Here is a 26,810-nt window from a genome sequence, read left to right on the forward strand (position 1 = left end):
ATATGACGATGACCGACGCCCCGACCCTGCCCAACAGCCTTCGCTCCGGCCCCGACGATCGCGGCCATTTCGGCCCGTTCGGCGGCCGCTATGTCGCCGAAACGCTGATGCCGCTGATCCTCGACCTCGAACGCCATTATCGCGCCGCGCAGGCCGACCCGGCGTTCAAGGCCGAGTTCGATTACCTGCTCAAAAACTATGTCGGCCGCCCCAGCCCGCTCTGGCTCGCCGAGCGCCTCACCGACCATCTTGGCGGCGCGAAAATCTACCTCAAGCGCGAGGATCTGAACCACACCGGCGCGCACAAGATCAACAATTGCATCGGCCAGATCCTGCTCGCCAAACGCATGGGCAAGACCAGGATCATCGCCGAGACCGGTGCGGGCCAGCATGGCGTCGCGACCGCGACCGTTGCCGCGCTCTTCGGCCTGCCCTGCACCATCTTCATGGGCGCGGTCGACGTCGCGCGGCAACAGCCCAATGTGTTCCGCATGAAGCTGCTCGGCGCCGAAGTCGTCGCGGTCGAGAGCGGCGCGAAGACGCTGAAGGACGCGATGAACGAGGCGCTGCGCCACTGGGTCGCGAACGTCCACGATACTTTCTACATCATCGGCACCGTCGCCGGGCCGCACCCTTATCCGCAGCTCGTGCGCGATTTCCAGTCGGTGATCGGTGACGAGGCGCGCGCGCAGATACTGGAGGCCGAAGGCCGCCTTCCCGACATGCTGATCGCCCCCGTCGGCGGCGGATCGAACGCGATCGGCCTGTTCCACCCCTTCCTCGATGATAGCGAGGTCGAGATCGTCGGCGTCGAAGCCGCGGGCGAAGGGCTGGACGGCAAGCATGCCGCCAGCCTCGCGGGCGGAAAGCCCGGCATCCTCCACGGCAACAAGACCTATCTGTTGCAGGACGAGGACGGCCAGATCACCGAGGCGCACAGCATCTCGGCAGGCCTCGACTATCCGGGCATCGGCCCCGAGCATAGCTGGCTCCACGACATCGGCCGCGTCCGCTACGAACCCGTCACCGACGCCGAGGCGCTCGCGAGCTTCCAGAAGCTCACCAAGCTCGAAGGCATCATTCCCGCGCTGGAGTCTGCCCACGCGATCGCCGCCGCCGAACGCATCGCGCCGACGCTGGACAAGGACAAGATCATCATCGTCAACTGCTCGGGCCGGGGGGATAAGGATATATTCACGGTGGCCGATGCGTTGGGGGTAGCGCTTTGATGGAATCCTGGCGCAACATGGCAGTCATCGTCATCCCGGACTTGATCCGGGATCCATTCAGGCAGCGTCGGATCAATGGATCCCGGATCAAGTCCGGGATGACGAAGCAAGGACACCGGCCGAAGTTTGCAAGAGAGAGGGCCATATGACCCGCTTCGCCGCCGCCTTCGCCAAAACCCACCCCGCCCTCGTCGCCTTCATCACCGCGGGCGATGGTGACACCGCCGCGAACCTCGACGCGCTCGTTGCCGGGGGCGCCGATGTCATCGAGCTGGGTATGCCCTTCACCGATCCGATGGCCGACGGCCCCGCGATCCAGCAGGCGAATCTGCGCAGCCTGGCCAAGGGCACGACCACCGCCGACATTTTTGCGGTCGCCGCCGCCTTCCGCCAGCGCCATCCCGACACTCCGCTCGTCCTGATGGGCTATGCCAACCCGATGACGATCCGCGGCGGTGACTGGTTCGCCGCCGAATGCGTGCGTGCCGGCGTCGATGGCGTCATCTGCGTCGATGTTCCCGCCGAGGAAGACCCCGAGCTCGGCCCCGCGCTCCGCGCCGCGGGCATCGACCTCATTCGCCTCGCGACGCCGACGACCGACGCCGCGCGCCTGCCCGACGTGCTGAACGGCGCGGGCGGCTTCCTCTATTATGTCTCGGTCGCCGGGATCACCGGGCTGCAACGGGCCGCGCAGGCGAGCATCGACGAAGCCGTTGCGCGGCTCAAGGCCGCGACCGACCTGCCCGTCGCGGTCGGCTTCGGCGTCCGCACCGCCGAACAGGCCGCGCAGATCGCGCACGTTGCCGATGGCGTCGTCGTCGGATCGGCGCTGGTCGACATCATCGCCGAGCATGGCGACGCCGCCGCGCCGCACCTCGAATCCTTCACCCGCACCCTCGCCGATGCTATCCACGGCGCAAAGGAGATCGCCGCATGAGCTGGCTCGACCGCGTTCGCAACGCCCTGCCCTTTGGCGCCAAGCGCGATACCGCCGACAATCTGTGGCACAAATGCCGCCAGTGTCAGCAGATGGTGTTCGTCAAGGAATGGGAGGACAATCTCAACGTCTGCCCGCGCTGCGACCATCACGACCGCATCGGTGCCAAGGAACGCTTCGCGCAGCTGTTCGACGGCGGGCTGCACGAGCTGATCGCCGCGCCCGCCGCGCCCGAAGACCCGCTCAAGTTCCGCGATACCAAGAAATATGTCGACCGCATCAAGGCGGCGCGCGCGCAGACCGGCGACCGCGACGCCTATCAGAACGCCTTTGGCCGCATTTCGGGCCAGGGCGTCGTGATCGGCGTGCAGGATTTCGCCTTCATGGGCGGGTCGATGGGCGTCGCAGTCGGCGAAGCCTTCGTCGCGGGCGTCGAAAATGCGATAAAGCGCGGCGTCCCCTATATCGCGATCACCGCCGCGGGCGGCGCGCGGATGCAGGAAGGCACGCTGTCGCTGATGCAGATGCCGCGCGCCACGGTGGCGCTCGCGCGGCTGCGTCGTGCCGGGCTGCCCTATATCGTGCTGCTGACCGACCCGACTACCGGCGGCGTTACCGCCAGCTATGCGATGCTCGGCGACGTGCAGATCAGCGAGCCCAAGGCGCTGATCGGCTTCGCGGGCCAGCGCGTGATCGAAAATACGATCCGCGAAAAGCTGCCCGAGGGCTTCCAGCGCGCCGAATATCTGCTCGATCACGGGATGATCGACATGGTGGTGCATCGCAAGGACTTGCCGGAGACGCTGGGCAGGCTGATCGGTTATCTGGCGCCGGAGAAAGCGGCCTGACTTCCATCCCGCGTCATTGCGAGGAGCCGCAGGCGACGAAGCAATCTCCAGCCGTCGTCCACATGGCGCCGATAGCTGGAGATTGCTTCGCTGCGCTCGCAATGACGAAATAGAGGCGTGAACCAAATGCCCGACCACGCCCGCAGCACCGACCCCGCCGTCCAGGCCCAGCTCGATCGCCTGACCGCGCTGTCGCCGGGCCGCGACATCCTCGGCCTCGAACGCATCGCCGAACTGTGCCGCCGCCTCGGCGATCCGCAGCACCGCCTGCCACCCGTGTTCCACGTCGCGGGAACCAACGGCAAGGGATCGACCTGCGCCTTCCTGCGCGCTGCCATCGAGGCGCAGGGCCTGACCGCGCATGTCTATTCCAGCCCGCACCTCGTCCGCTTCAACGAACGCATCCGCCTCGCCGGGACGCTGATCGACGACGCGCTGCTCGCGGCGCTGCTCGCCGAGGTGCTCGACGTCGCGCACGATCTGCAAGCGAGCTTCTTCGAGGTGACGACCGCCGCCGCCTTCCTCGCCTTTGCGCGCATTCCCGCCGACACCTGCATCGTCGAGGTCGGGCTGGGCGGGCGGCTCGACGCGACCAACATCATCGCTGCACCGGCGGTGTGCGGCATCGCCTCGCTCGGCATCGACCACGAGGCCTTCCTGCTCGCGCCCGAGGCCGATGTGCCCGCGCCGCCGCACGACCGCATCGCCTTTGAAAAGGCCGGGATCGCCAAGCCAGGCGCGCCGCTGGTGACACAGGCCTATCCGGCGTCGATGCGCGCGGTGATCGCCGCGCGCGCCGCTGCAGCCGGCGCGCCGCTCGTCGAACGCGGCGCGGCGTGGGACGCCGCAATCGCCGACGGGCGCCTTACCTATCGCGACGCGCGCGGCACACTCGACCTGCCGCTGCCCGCGATGGCGGGCGCGCATCAGGTCGACAACGCCGTGCTGGCGGTCGCGATGCTCCGCCATCAGGCGACCATTCCCATCGAAGACGCCGCGCTCGCCGCCGCCATGACGCGGGCGACCTGGCCCGCGCGGATGCAGCGGCTCGGCGCGGGACCGCTCACCGCCCTGCTATCGTCGGGAACGGCGGTTTGGCTTGACGGCGGCCACAACCCCGACGCGGGCGTGGCGCTCGCCGCAGCGCTGCGCGATATGCCGCCGCTCCACATCGTCTGCGGGCTGCTCGCAAACAAGAATGCGATGGGCTTCCTGCGCCCCTTCGCCGACCGCATCGTCTCGTTCAGCGCCGTGCCGATCCCCGGTCACGACCACCATGACCCCAAGGATCTGTGCCGGTGGGTGCAGGACGAACTCGGCATCGCCGATGCCCGCCCGTGCGACAATGTGCCCGCCGCGCTGCGCCTGCTCGCGGATGCGCCCGGCGACGTCCTCATCTGCGGCTCGCTCTATCTCGCGGGCGAGGTGCTCGCCGCGAACGGCGAGCTTCCTGACTAGACCCTGTTTCAGTGAGATTGAAGCGACGAGATCGTCCAGCGAGCCGCGCTGGGCGCGTCGCTTCAATCTCACTGAAACAGGTCTAAGTTCGCGCCGGCGCGGGCCGGTCCTCATCGCGGTGTGCGAGTTCGTGCCCGTCATCCTCTGTGCTCGGCTGTCTGACGGTCTGAACCACGAAACCCTTGCGCCAGAGCATCCAAAGCAGCAGCATTCCGGGCGCCGCGATTACCACGGTCACGATCCAGAAACCGACCCAACCCAGCCCTTCGGCAATATAACCGCCGGGCGTTGCCAGCCAGGTACGCCCCACGGCGGCAAAGGAAGACAGCAGCGCGAACTGCGTTGCGGTGTAGGCCAGGCTTGAGAGTCCCGACAAGTAGGTAACGAAAACGGTCAGACCGATCCCGCTGGTGAAGTTCTCGGTCCCAACCGCGATCGCGAGCATCAGCGGCGAATGGCCGACCGCCGCCAGAACGGCGAACAGAAAATTGCTGAACATCATCAGCAGTCCCGATATGAGCAACGCGCGGCCCATTCCAAGCCATGCGATGAAGGGCGCACCGCAGGCCGAACCGACAATCAGCGCCACAAAACCGACGCCCTTGTTGATCGCGACGAACTCGGTATCGGTGAAGCCCAGCTCGACAATCATCGGATTGAGCATCCCCTGCCCCATGGCATCGCCGACCTTGTAGACGAGCACGAACAGAAGGATCAGCACGGCGCCATTGCGGCCCAGAAACTCGCGGAACGGATTGACAACCGTGTCCTTCAGCCACGCGGCGAAACCTCCAGCCAGCGCATTGGCGCGCGTGGGATCGAAACGCCCCGATCCGGCGTAAAGCGCACCGAGGAGGGCCGGGAGAACAGCCAGTCCGGTAAAACCATATGCGGCTGCCCACCCAAGATTGAAACCCTCCGGCGACGCCAGCGCGATGGTGCCGACACCCGCAATCAGATTGCCGGTGCGATAACCGAACTGGTTCATCGCGGTGCCATGCGGCAATTCGGCATCCGAGAGGATTTCGATGCGATAGGCGTCGATGACGATGTCCTGCGTCGCCGACAGAAAGGCGACGGCGATCGCCCAGAAGGCGAAGGGCGCCAGATTGTCGTTCGTCGGGTTGCTTGTGCCGAGGTTCCAGATCGCGATCACAAGCAGCGCCTGAATGAAGAACAGCCAGCCACGTCGCTGTCCGAAGGCTTTGGTCAAAAAGGGCAGTGGCAGGCGATCGACAAGCGGTGCCCACAGAAACTTGAGCGTGTAGGGCGTCGTAAGCCCGATCGCGAAGCCGATGGTCGATTTCTCGATCCCGACCTTTGACAGCCAGAATGTCATCGTTCCGAGCAGCAGGGTCAGCGGAAAGCCGCTCGAAATGCCGAGAAGGAACGCAACGATCGGCATCGGCCTGCGATAGGGCGAAAAGCTGGGGATCACGAACGCCAGGCCAATCACCAGCGCGATCACTGCGATCAGCACCGCCGTGTCCAGCCCGAGTTGCATATGATGTCCTTTCCCCGCCCGCGGCGCTTATCGCACAGGGCCTAAAGCCTCCCTGCCAAAATGGAAGCGGGTAATTGACCGGCGCGCCGGTCCGCCGTGCTCAGGCCGCGGCGGGGCGCCAATATGTCGTCAGGCCCGCGACCTTGCGCGGCGCCTGGTTCTTGCAGATCATCGTTTCGAGCGCCTTCAGTGCGGCGACCAGCGCCGAGGGGCTGTGCGGCTTGTCGAGGCAGGCCATGGCGATGTCGCTCGCATCCTCAGGGCATTGGCCGGTCACCAGCAGCACGGCGATGCCGCGGTCACGCGCCAGCCGCGCGACTTCGCGCCCGGTCATATCGCCAGCGAGGCCGAGGTCCAGCACCAGCGCATCGATCGGTTCCGCCGCGATATAGCGCACCGCCGCCTCGCCCGAATCGACCGTCGCAATGACGTCGTAGCCCGCGTGCTTCAAAGTATGCTCATTGTCGAACGCCGTCAGCGGGTCATCCTCGATAACCAGCAGGCGTTTGATGCAGGAAGGACGCGGACCGAAGAGCATGACATCTCCCTTTCAATGCGCCATGACTCGCCCGGCGCTTTCCTGCAATATCGCTTCTGCTTGCCATCGACGAAGCGACACTTTTCCGGCTATGAGCGTGGCACGCACGCAACAGCATTTTCCCGAATAACGACAAGAAAGCCGCATCCGTTCCGATGACGACCCGCCGCCCGCCCCGCTCCGCCCCGCGCTCCGGCGCCGACCGCTCTGCCGCAGCGGCCCCGCGCGGCCGCCGCGCCGCGCGCGCCGACGCGCCGCCGCGCAAGCTTCCGGCCGAGGCCGAACGCGAGGATGGCCCGCAACGCATCGCCAAGCTGCTCGCACGCGCCGGGGTCGGCTCGCGCCGCGACGTCGAGCGCATGATCGAGGAGGGCCGCATCGCGCTGAACGGCGCGGTCATCGCTCAGCCCGCGCCGCTTCTCACCTCGCTCGACGGCCTGACCGTCGACGGTAACCCTGTTGCAAAGCCCGTCTCGACCCGCCTCTATCGTTTCCACAAGCCCGCGGACTGCCTCACCGCCGCGCGCGATCCCAGGGGACGCAAGACGATCTATGACGTGCTGCCCAAGGGGTTGCCGCGGCTGATGCCCGTCGGCCGCCTCGACTATAATACCGAGGGGCTGCTGCTTCTCACCAACGACGGCGCCTTCAAGCGCCAGCTCGAACTGCCCGCGAGCGGGGTCGAGCGCACCTATCGCGCGCGCGCCTTTGGCGACATCAGCCAGGCGCAGCTCGAGGAGCTGGTGATGGGGATCGAAATCGACGGGATCCGCTATGGCAAGATCGACGCCAATCTCGAACGCCGCACTGGGCGCAACCAGTGGATCGAAATGACGCTGACCGAGGGCAAGAATCGGGAGGTGCGGCGCGTGCTCGAACATCTGGGGCTTCAGGTCAGCCGCCTGATCCGCACCCGCTATGGCGAGTTCACCCTCGCCGGGCTCGACATGGGGGCGGTCGAGGTCGTGCCGCGCGATGAATTGTTCAAGTTCCGGCGGCATCTCGGCTGATGCGCGTGATCGCCGGCGAATGGCGCGGCCGCAAGCTGCTCGCGCCCAAAAACGACGCCACCCGCCCGACCGCCGACCGCACGCGCGAAACGCTCTTTTCGATGCTCGCCAGCCGTCTCGGCAGCTTCGAGGGACTGTATGTCGCCGACCTGTTCGCCGGGTCGGGCGCGCTGGGGATCGAGGCCCTGTCGCGCGGCGCCGAACAATGCCTCTTCGCCGAGCAGGATCGCGACGCGCTCGATGCGCTCCGCAGGAATCTCGACGCGCTGGGAGCAACCCCACGCGCCGACATCCGCGCCGGGTCGGTGCTCGCGCTCGGCCCTGCGCGGCGGACCTGTGACCTGCTGCTGTTCGACGCGCCCTATGCCACTGGCGCGGGCAGCGTCGCGCTCGACAAGCTCGCCCGCCTCGGCTGGATCGCCCCCGACGGCTGGATCTCGATCGAAACGGGCGAGCGCGAAACGGTCGAGGTCGCGGGCTTCGAGATCGACGCCGAGCGCAAGGTCGGCAAGGCGAAACTCACGCTTCTGCGCCCGGTTTAGCGCAATCGCGCGCGCAGCCGCTGCAATTCGTCCACAGGCACCGGCGCCAGCGCCGCCGCGGCCCTGCCCTCGCGCAGCCGCTTGCGGTCCTTTTCCGACGGTTCGACGCGGCGCACGCGCACCGGCACATGGCCCTGCGCGCGCATCCCCAGCGCCTCGGCCGCGCCGCGCGACAGGTCGATGATCCGCCCGCGCGCAAAGGGGCCGCGATCGTTGACGCGCACGATGATCCGCCGCCCGGTGTCGAGCGCGGTCACCTCAACATAGGTCGGCAGCGGCAGCGTCGTATGCGCGGCGGTGATCCAGCCGGGCCGGAACTTCTCGCCATTCGCGGTCCGGTTGCCCGACTCGCTCCCGTACCAGCTCGCATAACCGACGGCGTCATAGGCGGGCGCGGCGGCGGGGACATAGGTGGTGCCGCGGATCGTATAGGCGGGCCCGATCCGCACCGGGGTGTCGGCGACCGGGCGGTAATTGCCCCCGGCGCAGGCGGAGAGCGCCAGAACCGCCATCGCAGGCCCGGCCGCTCGCATCGCTGAATCCCATTGCATGACCCATGCCCTAAAGGGCCGGAAGGAGGAGATAAAGTCTGGAGTTGGTTGGGGTGTTCACTGCCATCAAACCTCGTCATGCTGAACTTGTTTCAGCATCCATGGCCTGACCTCTCATCCGGCGCCGCGCCAAAGGAAACGACCGGGCCATGGACCCTGAAGCAAGTTGGCGATTATCCCCTTACCATAGGGAGACCCGACTCGTCATTGCGAGGACCCCGGACTTGATCCGGGGGACGAAGCAATCTCCAGCCATCGTTCGGGTGCTACGCAAGCTGGAGATTGCTTCGCTGCGCTCGCAATGACGCCTACGGATGCGAGCGGGATAAGCGCCAAACAAGTTCAGGGTGACGGACAAGGAACAATGGCCTTCAGCCGAGCTACCCGCCCTCGCCACAACCGACCCGACCTCAGCCCCGCACTGGACAGTCCGCGCCGCGTTCCCTAATCGTTCGCGCGTGAACACGCCCCCCGCCTCGACGCCCGACCTGACCCGCCCCGACCCATCGGACCCGCCCTATCTGCGCGGATTGAACGGGCCGCAGCGGCAGGCGGTGCTGACGACCGAGGGCCCCGTGCTGATGCTCGCGGGCGCGGGCACGGGCAAGACCGCGGCGCTCACCGCGCGCCTCGCGCACATCATCTGGACGCGGCGCGCCTGGCCTTCGGAGATTCTCGCGGTCACCTTCACCAACAAGGCCGCGCGCGAGATGCGCGAGCGGATCGGGCGGATGATCGGCGACGCGGTCGAGGGAATGCCGTGGCTCGGCACCTTTCACAGCATCGCGGCCAAGATGCTGCGCCGCCACGCCGAGCTGGTGGGGCTCCAGAGCAATTTCACCATCCTCGACACCGACGACCAGCTGCGCGTCCTCAAACAGCTCATCCAGGCCGAAGGACTCGACGAAAAGCGCTGGCCCGCGCGCCAGCTCGCCGGCCTGATCGACAAATGGAAGAACCGCGGGCTGACGCCTGCCGATCTCGACGCCGCCGACAAGGAGGCCTATGCCGACGGCAAGGGGCAGCATCTCTACGCGCTCTATCAGGCGCGGCTGAAAACGCTCAACGCCTGCGACTTCGGCGACCTCTTGCTGCACATGCTTGTGATATTGAAGACGCACCGCGACGTGCTCGAGCACTATCAGCAACGCTTCAAATATATTCTCGTCGACGAATATCAGGACACCAACGCCAGCCAGTATCTGTGGCTCCGCCTGCTCGCGCAGGCGCGCAAGAATATCTGCTGCGTCGGCGACGACGACCAGTCGATCTATTCGTGGCGCGGCGCCGAGGTCGCGAACATCCTGCGCTTTGAAAAGGATTTTCCGGGCGCGACGGTCATCCGCCTCGAACAAAATTACCGCTCGACGCCGCAGATCCTTGCCGCCGCATCGGCGCTGATCGCGCAAAACAGCGACCGGCTCGGCAAGACGCTCTGGACCGAACTCGACGCCGGCGACAAGCTGCGCGTCGTCGGCGTCTGGGACGGGCCGGAGGAAGCGCGGCGGATCGGCGAGGAACTGGAAACGCTCCAGCATCGCGGGATCAGCCTCGACCGCGCCGCTATTCTCGTCCGCGCGCAGTTCCAGACGCGCGAGTTCGAGGACCGCTTCATCGCGATCGGCATGCCTTACCGCATCGTCGGCGGTTTCCGCTTTTACGAACGCGCCGAAATCCGCGACGCCCTCGCCTATCTCCGCCTCGTCCAGTCACCCGCCGACGATCTGGCGTTCGAGCGCATCGTCAACGTCCCCAAGCGCGGACTCGGCGACAAGGCGCTTGGGCGCATCCACCAGTTCGCGCGCGCCGAACGCGCCCCGCTGTTCCACGCCGCCTCGCGCATCACCGAAACCGATGAACTGACACCGCAGGCGCGCCGCCAGCTCGCCAGTTTCATCGCGATGATGCGCGGCTGGCAGGCGAAGGCAAGCCAGCTGCCGCACCCCGAGCTGACCCAGCTCATTCTCGACGAATCGGGTTATACCGCGATGCTCCAGGCCGATCGCAGCGCCGAAGCCGCGGGGCGCCTCGAAAATCTCTCCGAACTCGTCCGCGCGATGGAGGAGTATGACTCGCTCGAAGCCTTCCTCGAACATGTCAGCCTTGTCATGGACCGCGACAATGACGATCAGACCGAAACGGTCACGATCATGACGATCCACGCCGCCAAGGGACTCGAGTTCGACCATGTCTTTCTCGCCGGGTGGGAGGATGGCGTCTTTCCGTCGCAGCGCGCGATGGACGAGGGCGGCACCGCCAGCCTCGAGGAGGAACGCCGCCTCGCCTATGTCGCGATCACCCGCGCCCGCCAGCGCGCGAGCATCTATCACGCCGCGAACCGGCGTATCTATGGCCAGTGGATGAGCAGCATCCCCAGTCGCTTCATCGCCGAGATTCCACCCGAGCATGTGGAGAGCGAAAACAGCTTCGGCGGCGGGCAGAGCCTGTGGCGCGCCAACTGGTCGGTGCAGGGCGATCCTTTCGCGCATGTCGCCGAACGCCAACCGTCGCGCATCATGACGCGCGGCCCCGCCTGGCAGCGCGCGGTGGCGGCATCGAACACCGTCACCCGCGCGCCCGCGCCTTCCGAACGCGGCCCCGCCGCGTCGGTCGGCGCCAGGCCGCGCGCCGACCTCGCGATCGGGCTGCGCGTGTTCCACGAGAAGTTTGGCTATGGCGAGATTATCGACATCGACGGCAACAAGCTGGAGGTCGAGTTCGACCAGGCCGGAACCAAGCGCGTGCTCGACAGCTTCGTCCGCGCGGCCTGAAACGGCGGGGCGCTCGCTTGCAAAGCCCGGGTGGCGCGTTATGGCAAAGGCGATGACGGCACCCGCGACATGGCTCGATCAGGCGCGCGACGCGCACCGGCGCGGCGACGTCGAGGCGGAGACGGCGGCGCTCGACAGCGCGATTCGTGCCGACCGCGGCAACATCCCCGCATTGCTGGCGATGGCCGAACTCAAACGGCGGCTCGCCGACGAACGCGCGGCGGGCAGCTTCTATCGCCTCGCGCTGGCCACCGCTGCGCAGGCGCGCAGCGTCCCGGCTGCGCTCCATGCCGGGCTCCAGCGCGCCGAAGCGTTCATCGCCACGTCCGAGCGCGCCTTCGCCGACCATTTGCTTGCGCAGCTCGGCGCAGCGGGCATCGACCGGTGCACCGCCCCGCCGCGCGTCGCCGAAGCGCTCCGCATGCTCGCGGGCGAACAGCCGCTCTACCTGCAACAGCCGGGCATGTTCTATTTTCCCGGCCTCGCGCAGCGGCCTTTCTTCGAGCGTTCCAGTTTCGCCTGGGCGGAAGCGATCGAGGCGGCGACCGACATGATCCGTGCCGAGCTTCAGGCCTTGATCGAGCAGGCGGCCGACCGCTTCACTCCCTATGTCAGCGCGAACGCCGACCGCCCGCCGCCGAATAATCCGCTGCTCGACAAGCCCGACTGGGGCGCCGCCTGGCTGTGGAAAGACGGCGCGGTGGCCGACGGCATGGACCGACTGTGCCCCGCGACCCTCGGCGCGCTCGAACTGGCGCCGCAGCCCGTCATCCCGAACCGCGCGCCGATCGCGCTCTTTTCGCGCCTCACCCCCGGCACGCATATCCAGCCGCATCACGGCATGCTCAACACGCGGCTGATCTGCCACCTGCCCCTGATTGTCCCCGATGGTTGCGGGCTGCGCGTCGGCGCCGAAACGCGCAGCTGGCGCGAGGGCGAGCTGCTGATTTTCGACGACAGTTTCGAGCATGAGGCGTGGAACCGCGGGACGAGCGACCGCACCATCCTGTTGTTCGAAATCTGGCGCCCCGACATCGACGCCGACGAACGGGAACAATTGACGCGCATCTTCTCCGCGATCGACACATATGGCGAACAATAGACCAAGGGACACAGAAACGATGACCAATCCGGGAATGGACGCCGACATCTACGACGCTTTCATCGAACAGCTGCAACGCTATGTCCGCGAACGGCTGATCCCCGCCGAAGACCAGCTCGAGGAGCTCGGCCGCGTTCCCGACGACATCCTTGCCGAAATGCGCGACATGGGGCTGTTCGGGGTGACGATGCCCGAGGAATATGGCGGCGCGGGCATGAATATCAGCCAATATGTCGGCTTCATCCGCGAACTCGCTTACGCCGCGCCCGCCTATCGTTCGATCGTGTCGATCAATATCGGCATGGTGTGCAAATCGATCCTCGGTTTCGGAACCGAGCAGCAGAAGGCGCATTGGCTGCCCAGGCTCGCCGGCGGCAGCATCGCCGCCTTCGGCCTTACCGAGCCCGACAGCGGATCGGACAGCGCGGCGATGAAGACGCGCGCGGTGCCGAGCGGCAATGGCTATGTGCTGAACGGCACCAAGCGCTACATCACCAACGCGCCCTTTGCCGACGTCATCCTGGTCATGGCGCGCACCAATGCCGAGGCGCTGCCCAAGAATGCGCATGTCAGCGCGTTCCTCGTGCCGCGCGACACGCCGGGCGTGTCGATCGGCAAGCCCGACGGCAAGATGGGCCAGGCAGGGTCGCAGATCGCCGACGTGATCCTCGAGGATGTGCATGTCGACGGCGATGCGCTGCTCGGCGGCGAGGAAGGCATCGGTTTCCGCGCCGCGATGCAAAGCCTCGACAATGGCCGCCTGTCCGTGGCCGCGGCCAGCGTCGGCTATGCCAGGCGGATGCTCGACGCGGGGCTCAAATATGCGATGGAGCGCAAGGCGTTCGGCGAGCCCATCGCCAATTTCCAGCTGATCCAGGCGATGCTCGCCGACAGCAAGGCCGAAATCTACGCCGCCGACTGTATGCTGAGCGACGCCTGCGCGCGCGCCGATCGCGGCGAGAAGATACTGGTCGAGGCGGCGGCGACCAAGATGTTCGCCAGCGAAATGTGCGGCCGCGTCGCCGACCGCGTGGTACAGATCCACGGCGGCGCGGGCTATCTCAAGGAATATCCGGCCGAACGCTTCTATCGCGACTGCCGCATTTACCGCATTTATGAAGGGACGACGCAGATCCAGCAGCTAGTGATCGCGAAGAACATGATTCGCGATTATGTTGGTTAAGCTGTTCGGCACCGGCCCGCTCCCCCACCCGGCCTCCCCGACGATAGTAGCCTATGGCAGGCCGGGTGGGGGAGCGGGCCGGTGCCGAACAGCAATGTAGGGGAAAGGTCGCTGGTGGAGCCGAGGGGAATCGAACCCCTGACCTCTGCAGTGCGATTGCAGCGCTCTCCCATCTGAGCTACGGCCCCGCGACCGGCGGGGTCTTAACGGCACAGCCCGGCAGTGGCAACGGCTTTTCTGACCTTGGCCGTCGCCACGAAGTTTTTTTGAGGAATGGGGGGATTCCGATGAAAGCCTGGCATCTGACCAGTCGTCCGCAGGGGCTGCCGACGATCGACAATTTCGCACTCCGCGACCTGCCCGACACGCCGCTCGAAAAGGACCAGCTTCGCGTCCGCAACCGCTGGCTCTCGGTCGATCCCTATATGCGCGGGCGGATGAACGACGCCAAAAGCTATGCCGCGAGTTTCCAGCTCGACCAGCCGATGACCGGCGGCGCGATCGGCGAAGTCCTTGAAAGCCGGATGGACGGCTTTGCCCCCGGCGACCTGATCCTCCACATGGGCGGCTGGCGCGAAGGCGGCGTGATCGGCCTCGACATGATGCCGAACAAGCTGCCGACCGCGCTGCTCGATGCGGGGCTGCCGCCGCAGACCTTCCTGCACAATATGGGTCTCACCGGTGGCACGGCATGGATCGGCCTGCTCCGCGTCGCGGCGGCGAAACCCGGCGATACCGTCTTCGTCTCCGCCGCCGCGGGCGCGGTCGGATCGGCGGTGGTCCAGATCGCCAAGGCACGCGAGATGACCGTGATCGGCTCGGCCGGCGGCGCCGAAAAATGCGCCTGGGTGACCGAACTCGGCGCCGATGCGGTGGTCGATTACAAGTCGGCGCCGGTGCTGCCCCAACTCGCCGCCGCGCTCGAACGGCTCGGCAAGGGCGGCATCGACGTCTATTTCGACAATGTCGGCGGCGAACATCTCGACGCGGCTTTTGCGACCGCCAATGATTTTGCGCGCTTTGCGATCTGCGGGATGATCGACGTCTATAACGACGCAAAGCCGCAGGAGATGAAATATCTCATCCGCACCATCCCCGCGCGCATCCGCATGGAAGGCTTCATCTACACCGACCAGTTCAACGACTGCATGGAGGAATTCTATGCCGACATGAGCGGGCTGCTCGCCAGCGGCGCGGTGACGATCCGCGAAACGGTCCACGAAGGGATCGAGGCAACGCCCGACGCCTTCCTCGGTCTGTTTTCGGGGAAGAATATCGGGAAAATGCTGGTGCGGTTGTAGCGTGGCGGGGGGCGGCAGCTAGCGGCCGGAAGCTGCCATTCTCTCCCCTCCCGCTTGCGGGAGGGGTCGGGGGTGGGCAGCAGCGTGGCAATGGCCCACCCCGCTGCGACTAACGAACAAAGTTCGTAAGTCTCGCTGCCCCTCCCGCTTGCGGGAGGGGAGACCAGCGCAACCCCTCAATGTCCGCTAACCACCCCAAAGCAGCCGTCAACGCAGCCCAAAATACCGCTGTCCTACACGGCCGCGCCGTGCCAGCGTCGGGTCGCTCTTTGACATCGTCCGATTCCATGTACCGGCGCTAAAGCGACAAAGGAGACAGTTTCGCCGCGCCCATGCGTATCCTTTGCCGCGTTAACGCCACAAAGAACACAGAAACGATGCGCACATGCGGGGCTTTTGTGGCTTTATAGGCCTTCCGCCGAGCCGCTTTCAGCTCAGCTACCGAACCCCACCGACAGGAAATCGGGCATCGGGCCGTTCCAGCCGTCGTCGGCACCATCGTCATCGTCGCGCCGGGCCTGTGGTGCCGGTTTGCGTCCGGCGTCCTTCTTCGGAGCCTCGCGCGGCTTTTCCGTGGCACGTTTCGGCCCTCGCGCGGCTTTCGGTTCCGCGCGGCGTGCGCTGCGGCGCGGTTCGCGCGCCTCGGCGTCGCTTTCCGGCGCCGAGGCCGGGGTCGCCACGCCGCCACCATGCACCGGGATCTTATAGCCGGTCAGCTTCTGGATATTGTCGATCGCCTCGTCATCCGAGGGCGTCACCAGCGTGAACGCCCGCCCCTTCGCTCCCGCGCGGCCCGTGCGGCCGATGCGGTGAACATAATCGTCGGGGTGCCAGGGCGCGTCGAAATTGAAGACGTGACTGACGCCCTTGACATCGAGCCCGCGCGCCGCGACGTCCGACGCCACCAATATATTGATCGTTCCCGCCTTGAAGCGGTCGAGTTCGGCGATGCGGCTCGACTGGTCCATGTCGCCATGGATCTCGCCCGCCTTGTAACCATGGCGCTGAAGCGACTTCGCCAGCTCGCGCACGGTGGTCTTGCGGTTGCAGAAGATGATCGCGGTCGCCAGCTCCTCGGCCTCGATCAGCCCGCGCAGCGTGTCGCGCTTGCCCCGTTCGCTGGTCTTGACCACGAACTGCTCGATATTCTCGTTGCGGCTCGCCGGACGCGCGACCTCGATCGTCTTGGGGTTCGACAGGAACTTGTCGGCGAGTTTCTTGATCGGTGGCGGCATCGTTGCCGAGAAGAGCAAGGTCTGCCGATTCGCGGGCAGCTTGGTGCAGATATTCTCGATGTCGGGAATGAACCCCATGTCGAGCATCCGGTCGGCTTCGTCGATCACCAAGAGGTTGCAGCCGGTGAGCAAAATCTTGCCGCGCTCGAACAGGTCCATCAGGCGGCCCGGCGTCGCGATCAACACGTCGACGCCCTTTTCCAGCGCCTTGACCTGATCGCCCATCTGCACGCCGCCGATCAGCAGCGCCATCGACAGCTTGTGATATTTGCCGTATTTTTCAAAGTTTTCCGCCACTTGCGCGGCCAGTTCGCGCGTCGGCTCGAGGATCAGCGAGCGCGGCATCAGCGCGCGGGCACGACCATGCGCCAATATGTCGATCATCGGCAGCACGAAGGACGCCGTTTTACCCGTCCCCGTCTGCGCAATGCCGATCATGTCGCGCATCATCAACACCGAGGGGATCGCCCCCGCCTGGATCGCCGTCGGTTCGCTATAGCCCGACTCGTCGATCGCGCGCAAAAGTTCGTCGGAAAGGCCGAGATCGGCAAATTTCATGTGGTATCATGTCCGGAAAAAGAGGGTTCGCCCAGCCGCCCACGCAGGCGAGCGATGCCGCGGCCATTGGGCAAATCGGGGCGAAAAGTCAAGGAATGCCGGTGAAAAAGACGCTCAATCGTCGTCGCGGACCGGAACCAGCAGCCGAAACTTGTCGACCTCGCACTTCGCGCCCGTGCGCGCATGGATTTCGTCGCGGTCCTCGCAGAGCTTTCCGTCCTTGCTGCCCTCCATGTAAAAACCGGCGTAGAAATCGAGCGCTCGACACCCGCGGTTGAGCTGCGCGCGCAATCGCTGCTTCTGCCGCGTGATCAGGTCGATACTGTCGCGCTGCACCGCGCTCATCCCCACGATATTGCGCATGGCAACGCATTTCGGAGCCTTTTTTTCTTTCCATACAATGGGAACGTCGGCGATGCGCGGCGGCGGCGGGGCGGCGAAATTGTTGAGTTGCGATCGCTGCGCGGGCACGCGGATGATCAACTGCTGTTCGATCACCATCTGCCAGAAGGACAGCGGAGCGTCGGGCGCTGGGCGCGGGGCCGGCATCAACGCCTCTGGAACCGGAACGGGCGACGCCACATCGGCCGCGGGCGCGGCCATGATCCACAGGAAAGCCGCCGTCAGCACCGCCGCGCCACCGCCGTTCGCGCATCGTCACCCATATCGCCGCTCACTCGTCGCTCCCGCGCCCATCCCCGCTGGACGTAAAGACATTATTTGTCCATCGCAGCTTTACCATCCATGATTGAACGACCCATGAACTGCAACACGCGGCCGGATCGACCGTGAACCCGGACAAACGGAACCGAACGACATGACGCGCCCCCCTTCCCCTTCGCTGCTCCGGGCGCTCGCCGATCTGCTGGGCGCCAAGGGGTTCAGCACCGACGCCGACGCGATGGCGCCATGGCTCACCGACTGGCGCGGCAAATATCGCGGGCACGCCGCGGCGATGCTGTCGCCCGCCACCACCGAAGAGGTCGCCGCCGCGGTGCGGCTCTGCGCCGAGGCGGGCGTCGCGATCGTGCCGCAGGGCGGGAACAGCGGCATGGTCGGCGGCGCTACTCCCGACGCCAGCGGTAACCAGCTGCTGCTCAGCCTCCGCCGCATGAACCGCGTCCGCCGGATCGACGTCGAGGCCCAGATCGCAGTTGCCGAGGCGGGCGTGATCCTCCAGGCCTTCCACGACGCCATGTTCGCGCACGGCTTGCGCTTCCCGCTGACGCTCGGCGGCAAGGGATCGGCGACGATCGGCGGCCTCGTCTCGACCAACGCGGGGGGCACGCAGGTGCTGCGCCACGGCACGATGCGCGCGCTCGTCGCAGGGATCGAGGCGGTGCTTCCCGACGGCAGCATCTTCGACGGCCTCGCGCCGCTCAAGAAGGACAATCGCGGTTACGACCTCAAGCACCTCTTTTGCGGCGCCGAAGGCACGCTGGGCGTCGTCACCGCCGCGGCGCTGCATCTCGTCCCCGCGGCGGCGGCGCGGCGCACCGCCTGGATCGGCGTCGAATCGCCCGACGTCGCCCTCGCGCTTCTTCGCCGTCTCGACGCCGCGATAGGTCGCGCGCTCGAGGGGTTCGAGCTGATCCCGCACGCCTGCCTCGATGCCGTCCTGCGCCATATCCCCGGCACACGCGCGCCGCTCGCCGCCACGCATCCCTGGTATGTGCTCGCCGAACTGGTCGGCGACGATGATGCCGCGCTCGGCGACGCGCTTGAAGGGCAGCTCGCCGCCGCGCTCGACGCGGGGCTCGTCCGCGACGTCGCACTCGCCAAGAATGATCGCGAGAGCGAGGATTTCTGGCGCCTGCGCGATTCGATCTCGGAGGCCGAGCGCGCCGACGGCCCGGCGCTTCAGCACGATGTCAGCGTTCCCGTCGACCTGATGCCCACTTTCATCGCTGACAACCCCGCCCGTCTGGCCGCCGCCTTCCCCGGCGTGCGGGCCCTCTCCTTCGGTCATCTGGGCGACGGCAATGTCCATCATCATGTCCAGCCGCCCAGCGGCGGCGATGGCGCGGCGTGGATCGCCGCGCACGGCGCCGACGTCAGCCGTCTCGTCTACACCCATGTGATCGAGCTAGGCGGCTCGATTTCGGCCGAACATGGCATCGGCCAGATGAAGCGCGATATGCTCGCCGAGCTCGACAGTCCGGCGCGGCTCGCGGCATTGCGCGGCGTCAAGCACGGGCTCGACCCCACGGGCATCTTCAATCCGGGCAAGCTGATCGCCTGACACTTCGCCCGCCTTGCGTCATCGCCCCCTTGCGCCGCAAGCGCCGGGTCAATAAGGCGCCTTATCTTTCTGCATCCCCGCCCGCGCGGGACATCTTACCGGAGTTCGATCATGGCCACCGCGCCCGCACCTGCCAACCTGCCGCTGTTCTACAAAGATCTCACCCCGCTTTCGAGCGTCGATCACGCCGATTTCCACGCGCGCCCCCTCGACAGCGCGGAGTTCCTCGTCGGCCAGCACGCGGTCCCGCTGACCTCGGACGAGTTCGTCTCGGCGTGCCGCTTTTACCCGATCGTCTTTTCGGCCGGCGACAATCCCGTTCCGCTGGCGCTGATGGGCCTCAACGAAGGGATCAACACCTTTGTCGACGACCAGGGCAAGCTCATCAATCCCGTTTATGTCCCGGCCTATATCCGCCGCTACCCCTTCCTGCTCGCCAAGCTTCAGCCCAATACCGAAGAGCTGTCGCTCTGTTTCGACCCGACATCGGGCGCGATCGGCAAGTTCGACGAGGGCGACGCACTGTTCGTCGACGGCCAGCCGTCGGACCAGGTCAAGGCGGTGCTCGAGTTCTGCAAGAACTTCGAGGAAGCCGGCCAGCGCACCGGCATGTTCATGGAAGAGCTGAAAAAGGCCGACCTCCTCATGGACGGCGAAGTCGCGATCCAGCAGGAAGGCAATGACAAGCCCTATATCTATCGCGGTTTCCAGATGGTCGACGAGAACAAGCTGCGCGAACTGCGCGGCGACGTTCTGCGCAAGCTGATGCAGAACGGCATCCTCGGCCTCATCTTCGCGCATCTCTTCTCGTTGCAACTGATGCGCGAGGTTTTCGCCGAGCAGGTGAAGAGCGGCAAGATGCAGCTCGTCAGCGAAGCGCCGACCGTCTGACCTTCAACGAAAAGCCGCTTCCGTATTGCGCGGAGGCGGTTTTTTGTGCGGCGGCGGTCAGAAGTCGACCGCAATCCCCTTCAGCTCCCAATCGCCATAGCGCACCGGATTGCGGCCGCCCGGCTGATCCTCGGCGCGCTCCTCACGGATCGGCGCGGGCGATGGCAACGGGCTGTTCGTCCAGCCTGCGGGCGGCTTCACGTGCTGCGGGCGCTTTACAGCGCGTGGCGTTCCGCCGATGGTCGCATCTTCACTGATGTCGGTCATGCCCGCCATATAGGATCATTGATGCCTTCCGCCAACCATGCCCCGGTCCGTCATGGCTGATCGCCGTCCTGCCCGGCGCCGACGGCCGCGCGGCGCGGCCGATCCGCCGGGTCTCGCGCCGCGCCGCGCCGCGCTGCGGCTGCTCGACGCGATCCTGCGCCGCGGCGATCCGCTCGATGTCGCCATGCACGCCGCGGCGCAGGGGCTGACCGGCGCCGACCGCGCCTTTGCCGTCGCCATCGCGTCGGAAGCGCTGCGCTGGATGACCGACATCGACGCGCTGATCGACAGCGCGACCGCGCAGCCATTGCCCGACGATGTCAAGTCGCGCGCGGTGCTCAGGATCGCGCTGGCGCAGCTGCTCGCGCTCAAAAGTTCCGCCCACGCCGTCGTCGCGACCGCACTGCCGCTCGTCGATGGCGGCCCGCGTCGCCTCGTCCACGCGATCCTGTCGCGCGCGCAGCAGGAGGGGTGGCAGTTGCCCGACCGCGCGACATTGCCGTCCCCCGCCGCCGAACGCTGGACCGCGATATGGGGCGCACCGATGGTCGACGCGGCCGCCGCAAGCTGGAGCGTGCCGCCGCCGATCGACCTCAGCTTCGCCGCCGAACCCGGTTCCGACGAATGGCCCGATGCCGTGGCGCTCGCACCGCGCCACCGCCGCCTGCCGCGCGGGCAGGCGGTCGAGGCGATGCCCGGTTTTGCCGAAGGCGGCTGGTGGGTGCAGGATCTTGCCGCCAGCCTTCCCGCGCGCCTGCTCGGGGCGGGCGAGGGGCGGACCATCCTCGACCTCTGCGCCGCGCCGGGCGGCAAGACGATGCAGCTTGCGGCCGCCGGATGGGCGGTCACCGCGGTTGATGCCAGCGCCAGACGCCTCGAACGACTGCGCACCAACCTCGCGCGCACCGGGCTGGCCGCCGACGTCGTTCAGGGCGACATCCGCAGCTGGGCGCCCGATGCCGCGGCCGATGCCGTGCTGCTCGACGCTCCCTGTTCGGCGACGGGCATCTTCCGCCGCCACCCCGACGTCCTCCACCGCATCGAGCCGCGCCAGATCGCAGAGATGGCGGTGCTGCAATCTGAACTTCTCGCGCGGGCGGCAAACTGGGTCAAACCGGGCGGCACGCTCGTCTACGCGACCTGCTCGCTCGAACGCGCCGAGGGCGAGGATCAGATCGCCGCCTTCCTCGAGGCCAATCCGCGCTGGATGATCGAGCCTGCGCGCGCGGACGAGCTTCCCGCCGGTATCGGGCGCGATGCCAACGGCTTCGTCCGCACGCTTCCCGGCCAGCTTGCCGATGCTGGCGGCCTCGACGGCTTTTTCATCGCGCGCCTTCGTGCGCCGTCAGTCTGACCGCCGCGACAGGCGATAGAGCGCCAGCTCGCCATAATCCTTGGCGAGCCGCACCTTGCCGACATAGTCGCACGCGAAATCGCCCACATCGTTCAGCGCCAGCATCGCCGCCAGCGGCTGTGTGCAATAAACCTGGCCGACCAGCGTTACCGGCTCGATCCGCGCGGTGCGCGTCACCTCGGTTCCATACCACAGCTCACCGCCGACGATGGGGTCGATGCCGCGATAAATCGGACCGAAATGAACGCCGATACGCATTCCCGCGCGCGTTCCTTCCAGCCCCAGCCCCGCGGGCAGCACCCGCAGCGCATCCTGCATCGCCAGCGCAATCCGCGCCGCGGTCGTCGGCGCGTCGATCACCGCATAAACCGCGTCGCCCCAGGTGTTGCGGAACAGCACCGCCTCGCCAAACCCATCGAGGACGCGGCCGACACCACCCATCACCTCACGCGCGAAAATCGGCAATTCGGCCTCGCCCAATCTGGAAAAGCCCGCAAAATCGGCGAACAAAATTGCGTAAAGTCCCCGCCGCGCCCCCTCGGGCACCGATGGCGCCGCCGGAAAGTCGAGCGCGCGGTCCAGCCCCTTGGCAACAAGGCCGACGGTCCGCCCGCCGCAACCCTGCCACAGCGCAACATCGGCATCGGTCCCCGCCATCGCATCGGCAGACCGCGCATCGCCGTCGACCACCGCGAACTGTATCGCCTCGGTCTCCAGCTCGCGCGCGCGCAGCCGCGCCAGCCCCATCATCGTCTGCGCCCCCAGCACGAACTGGCCATCGTCCCCGACATAGCGCGCGCCGCTCGCCAAATGGACCGTCGCTGCCCCGGCGCGGCACGCCTCATATCGCGGCAGCCAGTCGGCGCCGCCCGATACGACCGACTGGGCGACAAAATCCTCTTCGGCAAAGGGCAGCACCACCGACAGGTCGATATCGCGCGCCATCGCTTCTTCGGCAAAGAGAATGTCGGCACCGCAGGCCAGCGGCCCGATCAGCGCCGACAGCGGCTGTGCGTCGAGCCCGGCGGCGATCGCGGCGCGGGCGCTGGCTTCGCCCGCCCCGCCCGCGCGGAACATCCGCCCGCAATAGACCCCGACCGGCGGCGGACGCAGCACCTCGATCACCGCCGCGGCATCGTCGCCGTCGATCGCCCCCGCCGCCGCAAGCCGCGCGATCTGGCGGCAGGTCGCGGCGCGGTCGCCGATCCGCTGGGCAGCGACCGCACAGGCCGCTTCGGCGGCCTGCCGCGCCCCGGCGCCGCGCCCCGTCAGCAGCAGTGCCTCGGCGAGCGTCGCCTGTTCCCAATAATCCTCGCCGGCGCCCGCCATCGCAATCGGTTCCGCCAATGCCGCGACCCGCGCACGATCGCCGAGCAGCGCACGCAGGCTCGCGGCATTGATCGCCGGAAAAGCCGCGCCCGACAGCGCAAAGGCCCGCTCATAGGCCGCGGCGGCGCGCGCCAGCAATTCGGTGCGGCGCGCGCCCGCATGGCCAAAGGCGGCGTCCTTCCAGATCCGCCCGGCAAGCGCGACGCAATCGACGTCGTCCGACGTCGCGAGTCCCAGCCGTTCGTACAGCGCCATCGCGCCCATGCTGTCGCCCGACGCTGCGAGCGCGCGCACCATCAGATAGCACAGCCGCGCGCTGTCGAGCCCGTCGCGGTGCGCCGCCGCTGCGCGGTCGAACGCGGTCAGCGCATCGCCCCGCTCCAGCCGCCGCGCGACCTCGACCTCGGCCGCCGCCACCGGGTCGTCGGCAGCGATCACCGCGCTGCGGCTTCGGCCGATTTGAGCAGCGCGACATTGGCCTTTTCGACGTCCGACAGCTCGACGGTCACGCTTGCCGGGCGATACCAGTCGAACCGGCCGAAATGCGCGCGCAACGCCGGGTCGCTGAAACGGAACCCGTGCCGCGCGAAAATCTCGTTGCGCGCGATCCGCAGCTCACCCGCGCTCAGCCCCCTCAACTCGTCCGGGGAGAGCAGCCGCTCCGACGAATCGGGGATGACCACGCCGCTGCCGCCAACCCCGGCCGGAACCTCCACAGCCGCAGGCGCCGCCGCGCCTTCGATCAGGCGGATATATTTTCGGTACATGAAACCCGTCGTGCCGTCGCCCTTGCGTACGCGCCACCAGGCGCCGGGTTGCCGGTAAGTCAGAAACGTCTCGCCCTCCAGCACCTTGCCGATGATCGCGTGTCTGGTCCCGCGACCCGCGCGAATGTTGGTAAAGCCGTCGGGATCGTCGATCACCGCGGCAAGCGTGAAAGCCTCGGCGGGCGCGCTCACCGTCGGCGCGCTTGCCGCGGCGGTTGGCTCTGCGGCGGCGTCGCCCTCTTTCTCCGCCACCACCGGCGGCGCATCGGGCGTCGCCGGCGCGGGCTCAGTCAGCTTCCATGCGAGCAGCGCGACGGCAACCACCGCCAGCCCCAGCAAGACCCAGGGCAGAAAGGAGGATTTGGGCGGCGTCGCGGCGCCGGGGTCGGCGAGCGGCGGCATCGGCGGCGGCGCGGCCGGGATCGGCCTTGGCGGCGGCGCTGACACCGCCCCGCGCCCGCACAATTCTTCGAGGCTCATCAGCACCTTGCGCCAGCCGCTGTGCGCCGGATCTCCCGTCCAGTCGCTGAGGTCGGCAAACTGGATCTGGTTGAACGGCAGCGGCGGCATGACGTCGTCAATCGCCGTCTGCACCAGCTTTTTCTGGTTGCGCGCGACATCGGCTTCAGCGCGCACCCATTCGGACTGCGCCGATGCCCGCGACCAGACAACGATCGCCGCCTTCGCGCTGCCGATCTTTTCGGTGATGACGTCGCCATAGGAGCGGTGCGGCGGCAGTTCGGCGTCCCACCACACGTCATATCCCGCCGCGGCCACCGCCGCGGCAATATCGGCCACCCGCGCCTTGTTGTCGCGCGAATAGGAAATGAAGACATCGACCATCGGCTCGCCCCCTCGATCGCAAGGCTAGCCGCGCCGCCCCCGATTCGCCAGCATCTCGGCGCGCGCTGTTCACCAAGCCATCTGGACAGTCGCGAAAAGCCGTTTAGGTGGAGCGTGATGGCGACGATCCCTCCCCCCGAAGGCGTAGATCCGGTCATGCCCGAGGCGGCGCCCAAAGCTCGCTCCCCGCTCAGCTTTCCCGATTTCCGTTATTTCTGGCTCGCGCGCTTCACCGCGGTGATGGCGACGATCGCGATGGTCGTCGTCATCGGCTACCAGCTCTATGACACCGCGCGCAGCGACTACGGTATGTCGATCAAGGAGGCATCGTTCCAGCTCGGGCTGCTCGGCCTGTTCCAGTTCGTCCCGCTCGCGGTTCTGACCCCCGTTGCGGGCTGGGCGGCCGATCGCTTCGAGCGGCGGCGCGTCGCCATCTTCTCGAACCTCATCGACCTCGTCATCGCCGCAACGCTCGGCTGGTTCACCTGGACCGACGGATTGACGCTCTGGCTGCTTTTTGCGCTTGCCGCCCTGCACGGCGTCGCACGCGTCTTTTCGGGCCCCGCAATGAGCGCGATCGCGCCGAACATCGTGCCGCCCGCGGTGCTGCCGCGCGCCATCGCGATGAGCAGCATCGCGTGGCAGTCGGCGTCGGTCATCGGCCCCGCCGCTGGCGGCCTCATCTATGCCGCGCATCCGGCGGCGGTCTACGTCTTCGCGGCGATCCTTCTCGCCGTCTCGGCTTTCACCCTGAGCCGCGTGCGCCCGGTGCTGCCCCCGCCCGCCGAGGTTCGCCGCCATCCGCTGCGCGAGATGGTCGATGGCCTGCAATTCGTCTGGGTTGAACGCTTCCTTTTGGGCACGATCACGCTCGACCTCTTCGCCGTGCTGCTCGCGGGGGCGACGGCGATGTTCCCGGTCTTCGCGCGCGACATATTGGACGCCGGGCCAGAGGGTGCCGGATTGATGCGCGCCGCGGTCGCGCTTGGTTCGGTCGCAGTAGCGGTCGGCCTCGCGATCCGCCCGATCGAGCGCAATGTCGGGGTCAAGATGCTGTGGGCGGTCGCCGTGTTCGGCGCCACGACCGTCGCCTTCGGCACTTCGACCAGCCTCCTCCTCTCGCTCGGCCTGCTCGTCGTGATGGGCGCCGCCGACATGTTCTCGGTCTTTGTGCGCGGCACGCTGATCCAGCTCAACACCCCCGATCATATGCGCGGGCGCGTCAGCGCCGCATCGGGCCTCGCCATCTCGGCGTCGAACGAACTGGGGGAAATGCGCGCGGGCGCGATGGCCGCGGCCCTGGGTCCGGTCGGCGCGGTGGTGATCGGCGGCGCTGGCGCGATCGGCGTGACGGCGCTATGGGCATGGATATTCCCCGAACTGCGCCGCGCGCGTACCTTTGAACCCCAATTCAAGGCAGGATCGACATGAAAGCCAATTCCATCCTCGATACGATCGGCAACACGCCGCACATTCGCATGGCCAAGCTTTTCCCCGATGCCGAAGTCTGGGTGAAGTCCGAACGCAGCAATCCGGGCGGGTCGATCAAGGATCGCATCGGCCTCGCGATGATCGAGGCGGCCGAGCGCGACGGCAGCCTGAAGGAGGGCGGCACGATCGTCGAGCCGACCTCGGGCAACACCGGCATCGGCCTGGCGATGGCCGCGGCGGTAAAGGGCTACAAGCTCGTGCTCGTCATGCCAGAATCGATGTCGCTCGAACGCCGCCGCCTGATGCTCGCCTATGGCGCGACCTTTGACCTCACCCCGCGCGAAAAGGGGATGAAGGGCGCGATCGAGCGTGCGATCGAACTGGTCGAGACGACGCCGGGCGCCTGGATGCCGCAGCAGTTCGAAAATGAAGCGAACATCGACGTCCATGTCCGCACCACCGGCCCCGAAATCCTCGCCGATTTCAAGGATACGCCGATCGACGTGCTGATCACCGGCGTCGGCACCGGCGGCCATATCACCGGCTGCGCGCAGTTCCTGAAAGCACATTGGCCGAACCTGAAAGTCTTTGCGGTCGAACCCGAAGCCTCGCCGGTGATATCAGGCGGCCAGCCGGCGCCGCACCCGATCCAGGGAATCGGCGCCGGGTTCATTCCGCGCAATCTCCATACCGACCTGCTTGACGGGGTGATCAAGGTCGACGCCGCCGCGGCAAAGGACATGGCGCGCCGCGCCGCGACCGAGGAAGGGATGCTCGTCGGCATCTCGTCGGGGGCCACGCTCGCGGCGATCCAGCAAAAGCTCGCCGAACTGCCGCCGGGCAGCCGCGTGCTCGGCTTCAACTACGACACGGGCGAGCGCTATCTGTCGGTGCCTGACTTCCTGCCGGAAATCTGACC

The 26,810-nt window shown here is 67.0% G+C and carries 23 protein-coding genes and 1 tRNA gene; 15 read left to right on the forward strand and 9 right to left on the reverse strand.

From position 1 onward, the window contains the following. Window positions 1-8: 8 nt before the first annotated feature. The 4 genes from trpB (at window position 9) to SPYCA_RS07945 (ending at window position 4,472) form a co-directional block, all read left to right on the forward strand. On the forward strand, window positions 9-1,229 hold the full coding sequence (gene trpB, locus SPYCA_RS07930) for a tryptophan synthase subunit beta (protein WP_120222213.1): 1,221 nt from the start codon (window positions 9-11) through the stop codon (window positions 1,227-1,229). 145 nt (window positions 1,230-1,374) lie between these two features. Beyond that, window positions 1,375-2,166 carry a tryptophan synthase subunit alpha gene (gene trpA, locus SPYCA_RS07935; protein WP_120219698.1) on the forward strand — a complete coding sequence of 264 codons (792 nt, stop codon included), beginning with the start codon at window positions 1,375-1,377 and terminating at the stop codon, window positions 2,164-2,166. Continuing rightward, window positions 2,163-3,014: an acetyl-CoA carboxylase, carboxyltransferase subunit beta gene (accD, locus tag SPYCA_RS07940; protein WP_120219699.1), complete on the forward strand. Its 852-nt coding sequence runs from the start codon at window positions 2,163-2,165 to the stop codon at window positions 3,012-3,014. Before trpA ends, accD begins: the two co-directional genes overlap by 4 nt. A gap of 126 nt (window positions 3,015-3,140) precedes the next feature. After that, entirely contained in the window at window positions 3,141-4,472 is a 1,332-nt protein-coding gene (locus tag SPYCA_RS07945; RefSeq protein ID WP_120219700.1) for a bifunctional folylpolyglutamate synthase/dihydrofolate synthase, read from the forward strand. 82 nt (window positions 4,473-4,554) lie between these two features. On the opposite strand, the gene SPYCA_RS07950 is transcribed toward SPYCA_RS07945, so the two are convergent. Both SPYCA_RS07950 and SPYCA_RS07955 read right to left on the reverse strand, forming a co-directional pair. Beyond that, window positions 4,555-5,976 (reverse strand): AmpG family muropeptide MFS transporter, encoded by a 1,422-nt coding sequence (locus SPYCA_RS07950; protein ID WP_120219701.1) that lies wholly within the window; start codon window positions 5,974-5,976, stop codon window positions 4,555-4,557. Window positions 5,977-6,076: 100 nt separating this feature from the next. Beyond that, window positions 6,077-6,514, reverse strand: coding sequence for a response regulator (locus SPYCA_RS07955; RefSeq protein ID WP_120219702.1), 438 nt, complete (start codon window positions 6,512-6,514; stop codon window positions 6,077-6,079). Window positions 6,515-6,669: 155 nt separating this feature from the next. Between SPYCA_RS07955 and SPYCA_RS07960 the strand changes: the two genes are divergently transcribed. Further along, entirely contained in the window at window positions 6,670-7,524 is an 855-nt protein-coding gene (locus SPYCA_RS07960) for a pseudouridine synthase (protein ID WP_120219703.1), read from the forward strand. Then, window positions 7,524-8,066 carry a 16S rRNA (guanine(966)-N(2))-methyltransferase RsmD gene (rsmD, locus tag SPYCA_RS07965; protein ID WP_120219704.1) on the forward strand — a complete coding sequence of 181 codons (543 nt, stop codon included), beginning with the start codon at window positions 7,524-7,526 and terminating at the stop codon, window positions 8,064-8,066. Before SPYCA_RS07960 ends, rsmD begins: the two co-directional genes overlap by 1 nt. On the opposite strand, the gene SPYCA_RS07970 is transcribed toward rsmD, so the two are convergent. Beyond that, the gene (locus tag SPYCA_RS07970) at window positions 8,063-8,617 is read right to left on the reverse strand and encodes a septal ring lytic transglycosylase RlpA family protein (RefSeq protein WP_172595007.1); all 555 of its coding nucleotides are present in this window, start codon (window positions 8,615-8,617) and stop codon (window positions 8,063-8,065) included. The genes rsmD and SPYCA_RS07970 overlap by 4 nt on opposite strands. A 458-nt stretch (window positions 8,618-9,075) precedes the next feature. On the opposite strand from SPYCA_RS07970, the gene SPYCA_RS07975 reads away from it, so the two are divergent. Genes SPYCA_RS07975 through SPYCA_RS07985 form a run of 3 tightly spaced genes read left to right on the forward strand, consistent with a single transcriptional unit; the run spans window position 9,076 to window position 13,673 of the window. Then, window positions 9,076-11,388, forward strand: coding sequence for an ATP-dependent helicase (locus tag SPYCA_RS07975; protein ID WP_232003591.1), 2,313 nt, complete (start codon window positions 9,076-9,078; stop codon window positions 11,386-11,388). 52 nt (window positions 11,389-11,440) lie between these two features. Then, window positions 11,441-12,490, forward strand: coding sequence for an aspartyl/asparaginyl beta-hydroxylase domain-containing protein (locus SPYCA_RS07980; protein WP_232003593.1), 1,050 nt, complete (start codon window positions 11,441-11,443; stop codon window positions 12,488-12,490). Between the two features lie 19 nt (window positions 12,491-12,509). Then, window positions 12,510-13,673, forward strand: coding sequence for an acyl-CoA dehydrogenase family protein (locus SPYCA_RS07985; RefSeq protein ID WP_120219707.1), 1,164 nt, complete (start codon window positions 12,510-12,512; stop codon window positions 13,671-13,673). Between the two features lie 112 nt (window positions 13,674-13,785). Here the strand turns inward: SPYCA_RS07985 and SPYCA_RS07990 are convergent. Next, window positions 13,786-13,861, reverse strand: a tRNA-Ala gene (locus SPYCA_RS07990). A gap of 99 nt (window positions 13,862-13,960) precedes the next feature. Here SPYCA_RS07990 and SPYCA_RS07995 point away from each other — a divergent pair. Further along, window positions 13,961-14,974 carry an NADP-dependent oxidoreductase gene (locus tag SPYCA_RS07995; RefSeq protein WP_120219708.1) on the forward strand — a complete coding sequence of 338 codons (1,014 nt, stop codon included), beginning with the start codon at window positions 13,961-13,963 and terminating at the stop codon, window positions 14,972-14,974. Between the two features lie 434 nt (window positions 14,975-15,408). Here SPYCA_RS07995 and SPYCA_RS08000 read toward each other — a convergent pair whose 3' ends face one another. Beyond that, on the reverse strand, window positions 15,409-16,767 hold the full coding sequence (locus SPYCA_RS08000) for a DEAD/DEAH box helicase (RefSeq protein ID WP_120219709.1): 1,359 nt from the start codon (window positions 16,765-16,767) through the stop codon (window positions 15,409-15,411). A gap of 114 nt (window positions 16,768-16,881) precedes the next feature. Further along, window positions 16,882-17,397: a hypothetical protein gene (locus SPYCA_RS08005; RefSeq protein ID WP_120219710.1), complete on the reverse strand. Its 516-nt coding sequence runs from the start codon at window positions 17,395-17,397 to the stop codon at window positions 16,882-16,884. 187 nt (window positions 17,398-17,584) lie between these two features. On the opposite strand from SPYCA_RS08005, the gene SPYCA_RS08010 reads away from it, so the two are divergent. Beyond that, window positions 17,585-19,009 (forward strand): FAD-binding oxidoreductase, encoded by a 1,425-nt coding sequence (locus SPYCA_RS08010; protein ID WP_120219711.1) that lies wholly within the window; start codon window positions 17,585-17,587, stop codon window positions 19,007-19,009. Window positions 19,010-19,120: 111 nt separating this feature from the next. Next, a complete protein-coding gene (locus SPYCA_RS08015; RefSeq protein WP_120219712.1) occupies window positions 19,121-19,900 on the forward strand; it encodes a SapC family protein in 780 nt (259 codons plus the stop codon). 57 nt (window positions 19,901-19,957) lie between these two features. Here SPYCA_RS08015 and SPYCA_RS08020 read toward each other — a convergent pair whose 3' ends face one another. Then, complete coding sequence (locus SPYCA_RS08020) at window positions 19,958-20,167, reverse strand: DUF1674 domain-containing protein (protein WP_120222215.1); 210 nt, start codon at window positions 20,165-20,167, stop codon at window positions 19,958-19,960. A 52-nt stretch (window positions 20,168-20,219) separates the two neighbouring features. Between SPYCA_RS08020 and SPYCA_RS08025 the strand changes: the two genes are divergently transcribed. After that, window positions 20,220-21,521 carry an RsmB/NOP family class I SAM-dependent RNA methyltransferase gene (locus SPYCA_RS08025; protein WP_120219713.1) on the forward strand — a complete coding sequence of 434 codons (1,302 nt, stop codon included), beginning with the start codon at window positions 20,220-20,222 and terminating at the stop codon, window positions 21,519-21,521. Here SPYCA_RS08025 and SPYCA_RS08030 read toward each other — a convergent pair. Both SPYCA_RS08030 and SPYCA_RS08035 read right to left on the reverse strand, forming a co-directional pair. After that, window positions 21,513-23,288, reverse strand: a complete 1,776-nt coding sequence (locus SPYCA_RS08030; RefSeq protein WP_120219714.1) for an adenylate/guanylate cyclase domain-containing protein — start codon at window positions 23,286-23,288, stop codon at window positions 21,513-21,515. The two genes, SPYCA_RS08025 and SPYCA_RS08030, sit on opposite strands and share 9 nt — an antisense overlap. Next, window positions 23,285-24,460, reverse strand: a complete 1,176-nt coding sequence (locus SPYCA_RS08035) for a TIR domain-containing protein (protein ID WP_120219715.1) — start codon at window positions 24,458-24,460, stop codon at window positions 23,285-23,287. Before SPYCA_RS08035 ends, SPYCA_RS08030 begins: the two co-directional genes overlap by 4 nt. 117 nt (window positions 24,461-24,577) lie before the next feature. Between SPYCA_RS08035 and SPYCA_RS08040 the strand changes: the two genes are divergently transcribed. Further along, window positions 24,578-25,891: an MFS transporter gene (locus tag SPYCA_RS08040; protein WP_120219716.1), complete on the forward strand. Its 1,314-nt coding sequence runs from the start codon at window positions 24,578-24,580 to the stop codon at window positions 25,889-25,891. Next, a complete protein-coding gene (cysK, locus tag SPYCA_RS08045; RefSeq protein ID WP_120219717.1) occupies window positions 25,888-26,808 on the forward strand; it encodes a cysteine synthase A in 921 nt (306 codons plus the stop codon). Before SPYCA_RS08040 ends, cysK begins: the two co-directional genes overlap by 4 nt. The last annotated feature ends 2 nt before the right edge of the window (window positions 26,809-26,810 follow it).

This window comes from Sphingopyxis sp. FD7, assembly GCF_003609835.1.
Taxonomy (GTDB): domain Bacteria; phylum Pseudomonadota; class Alphaproteobacteria; order Sphingomonadales; family Sphingomonadaceae; genus Sphingopyxis.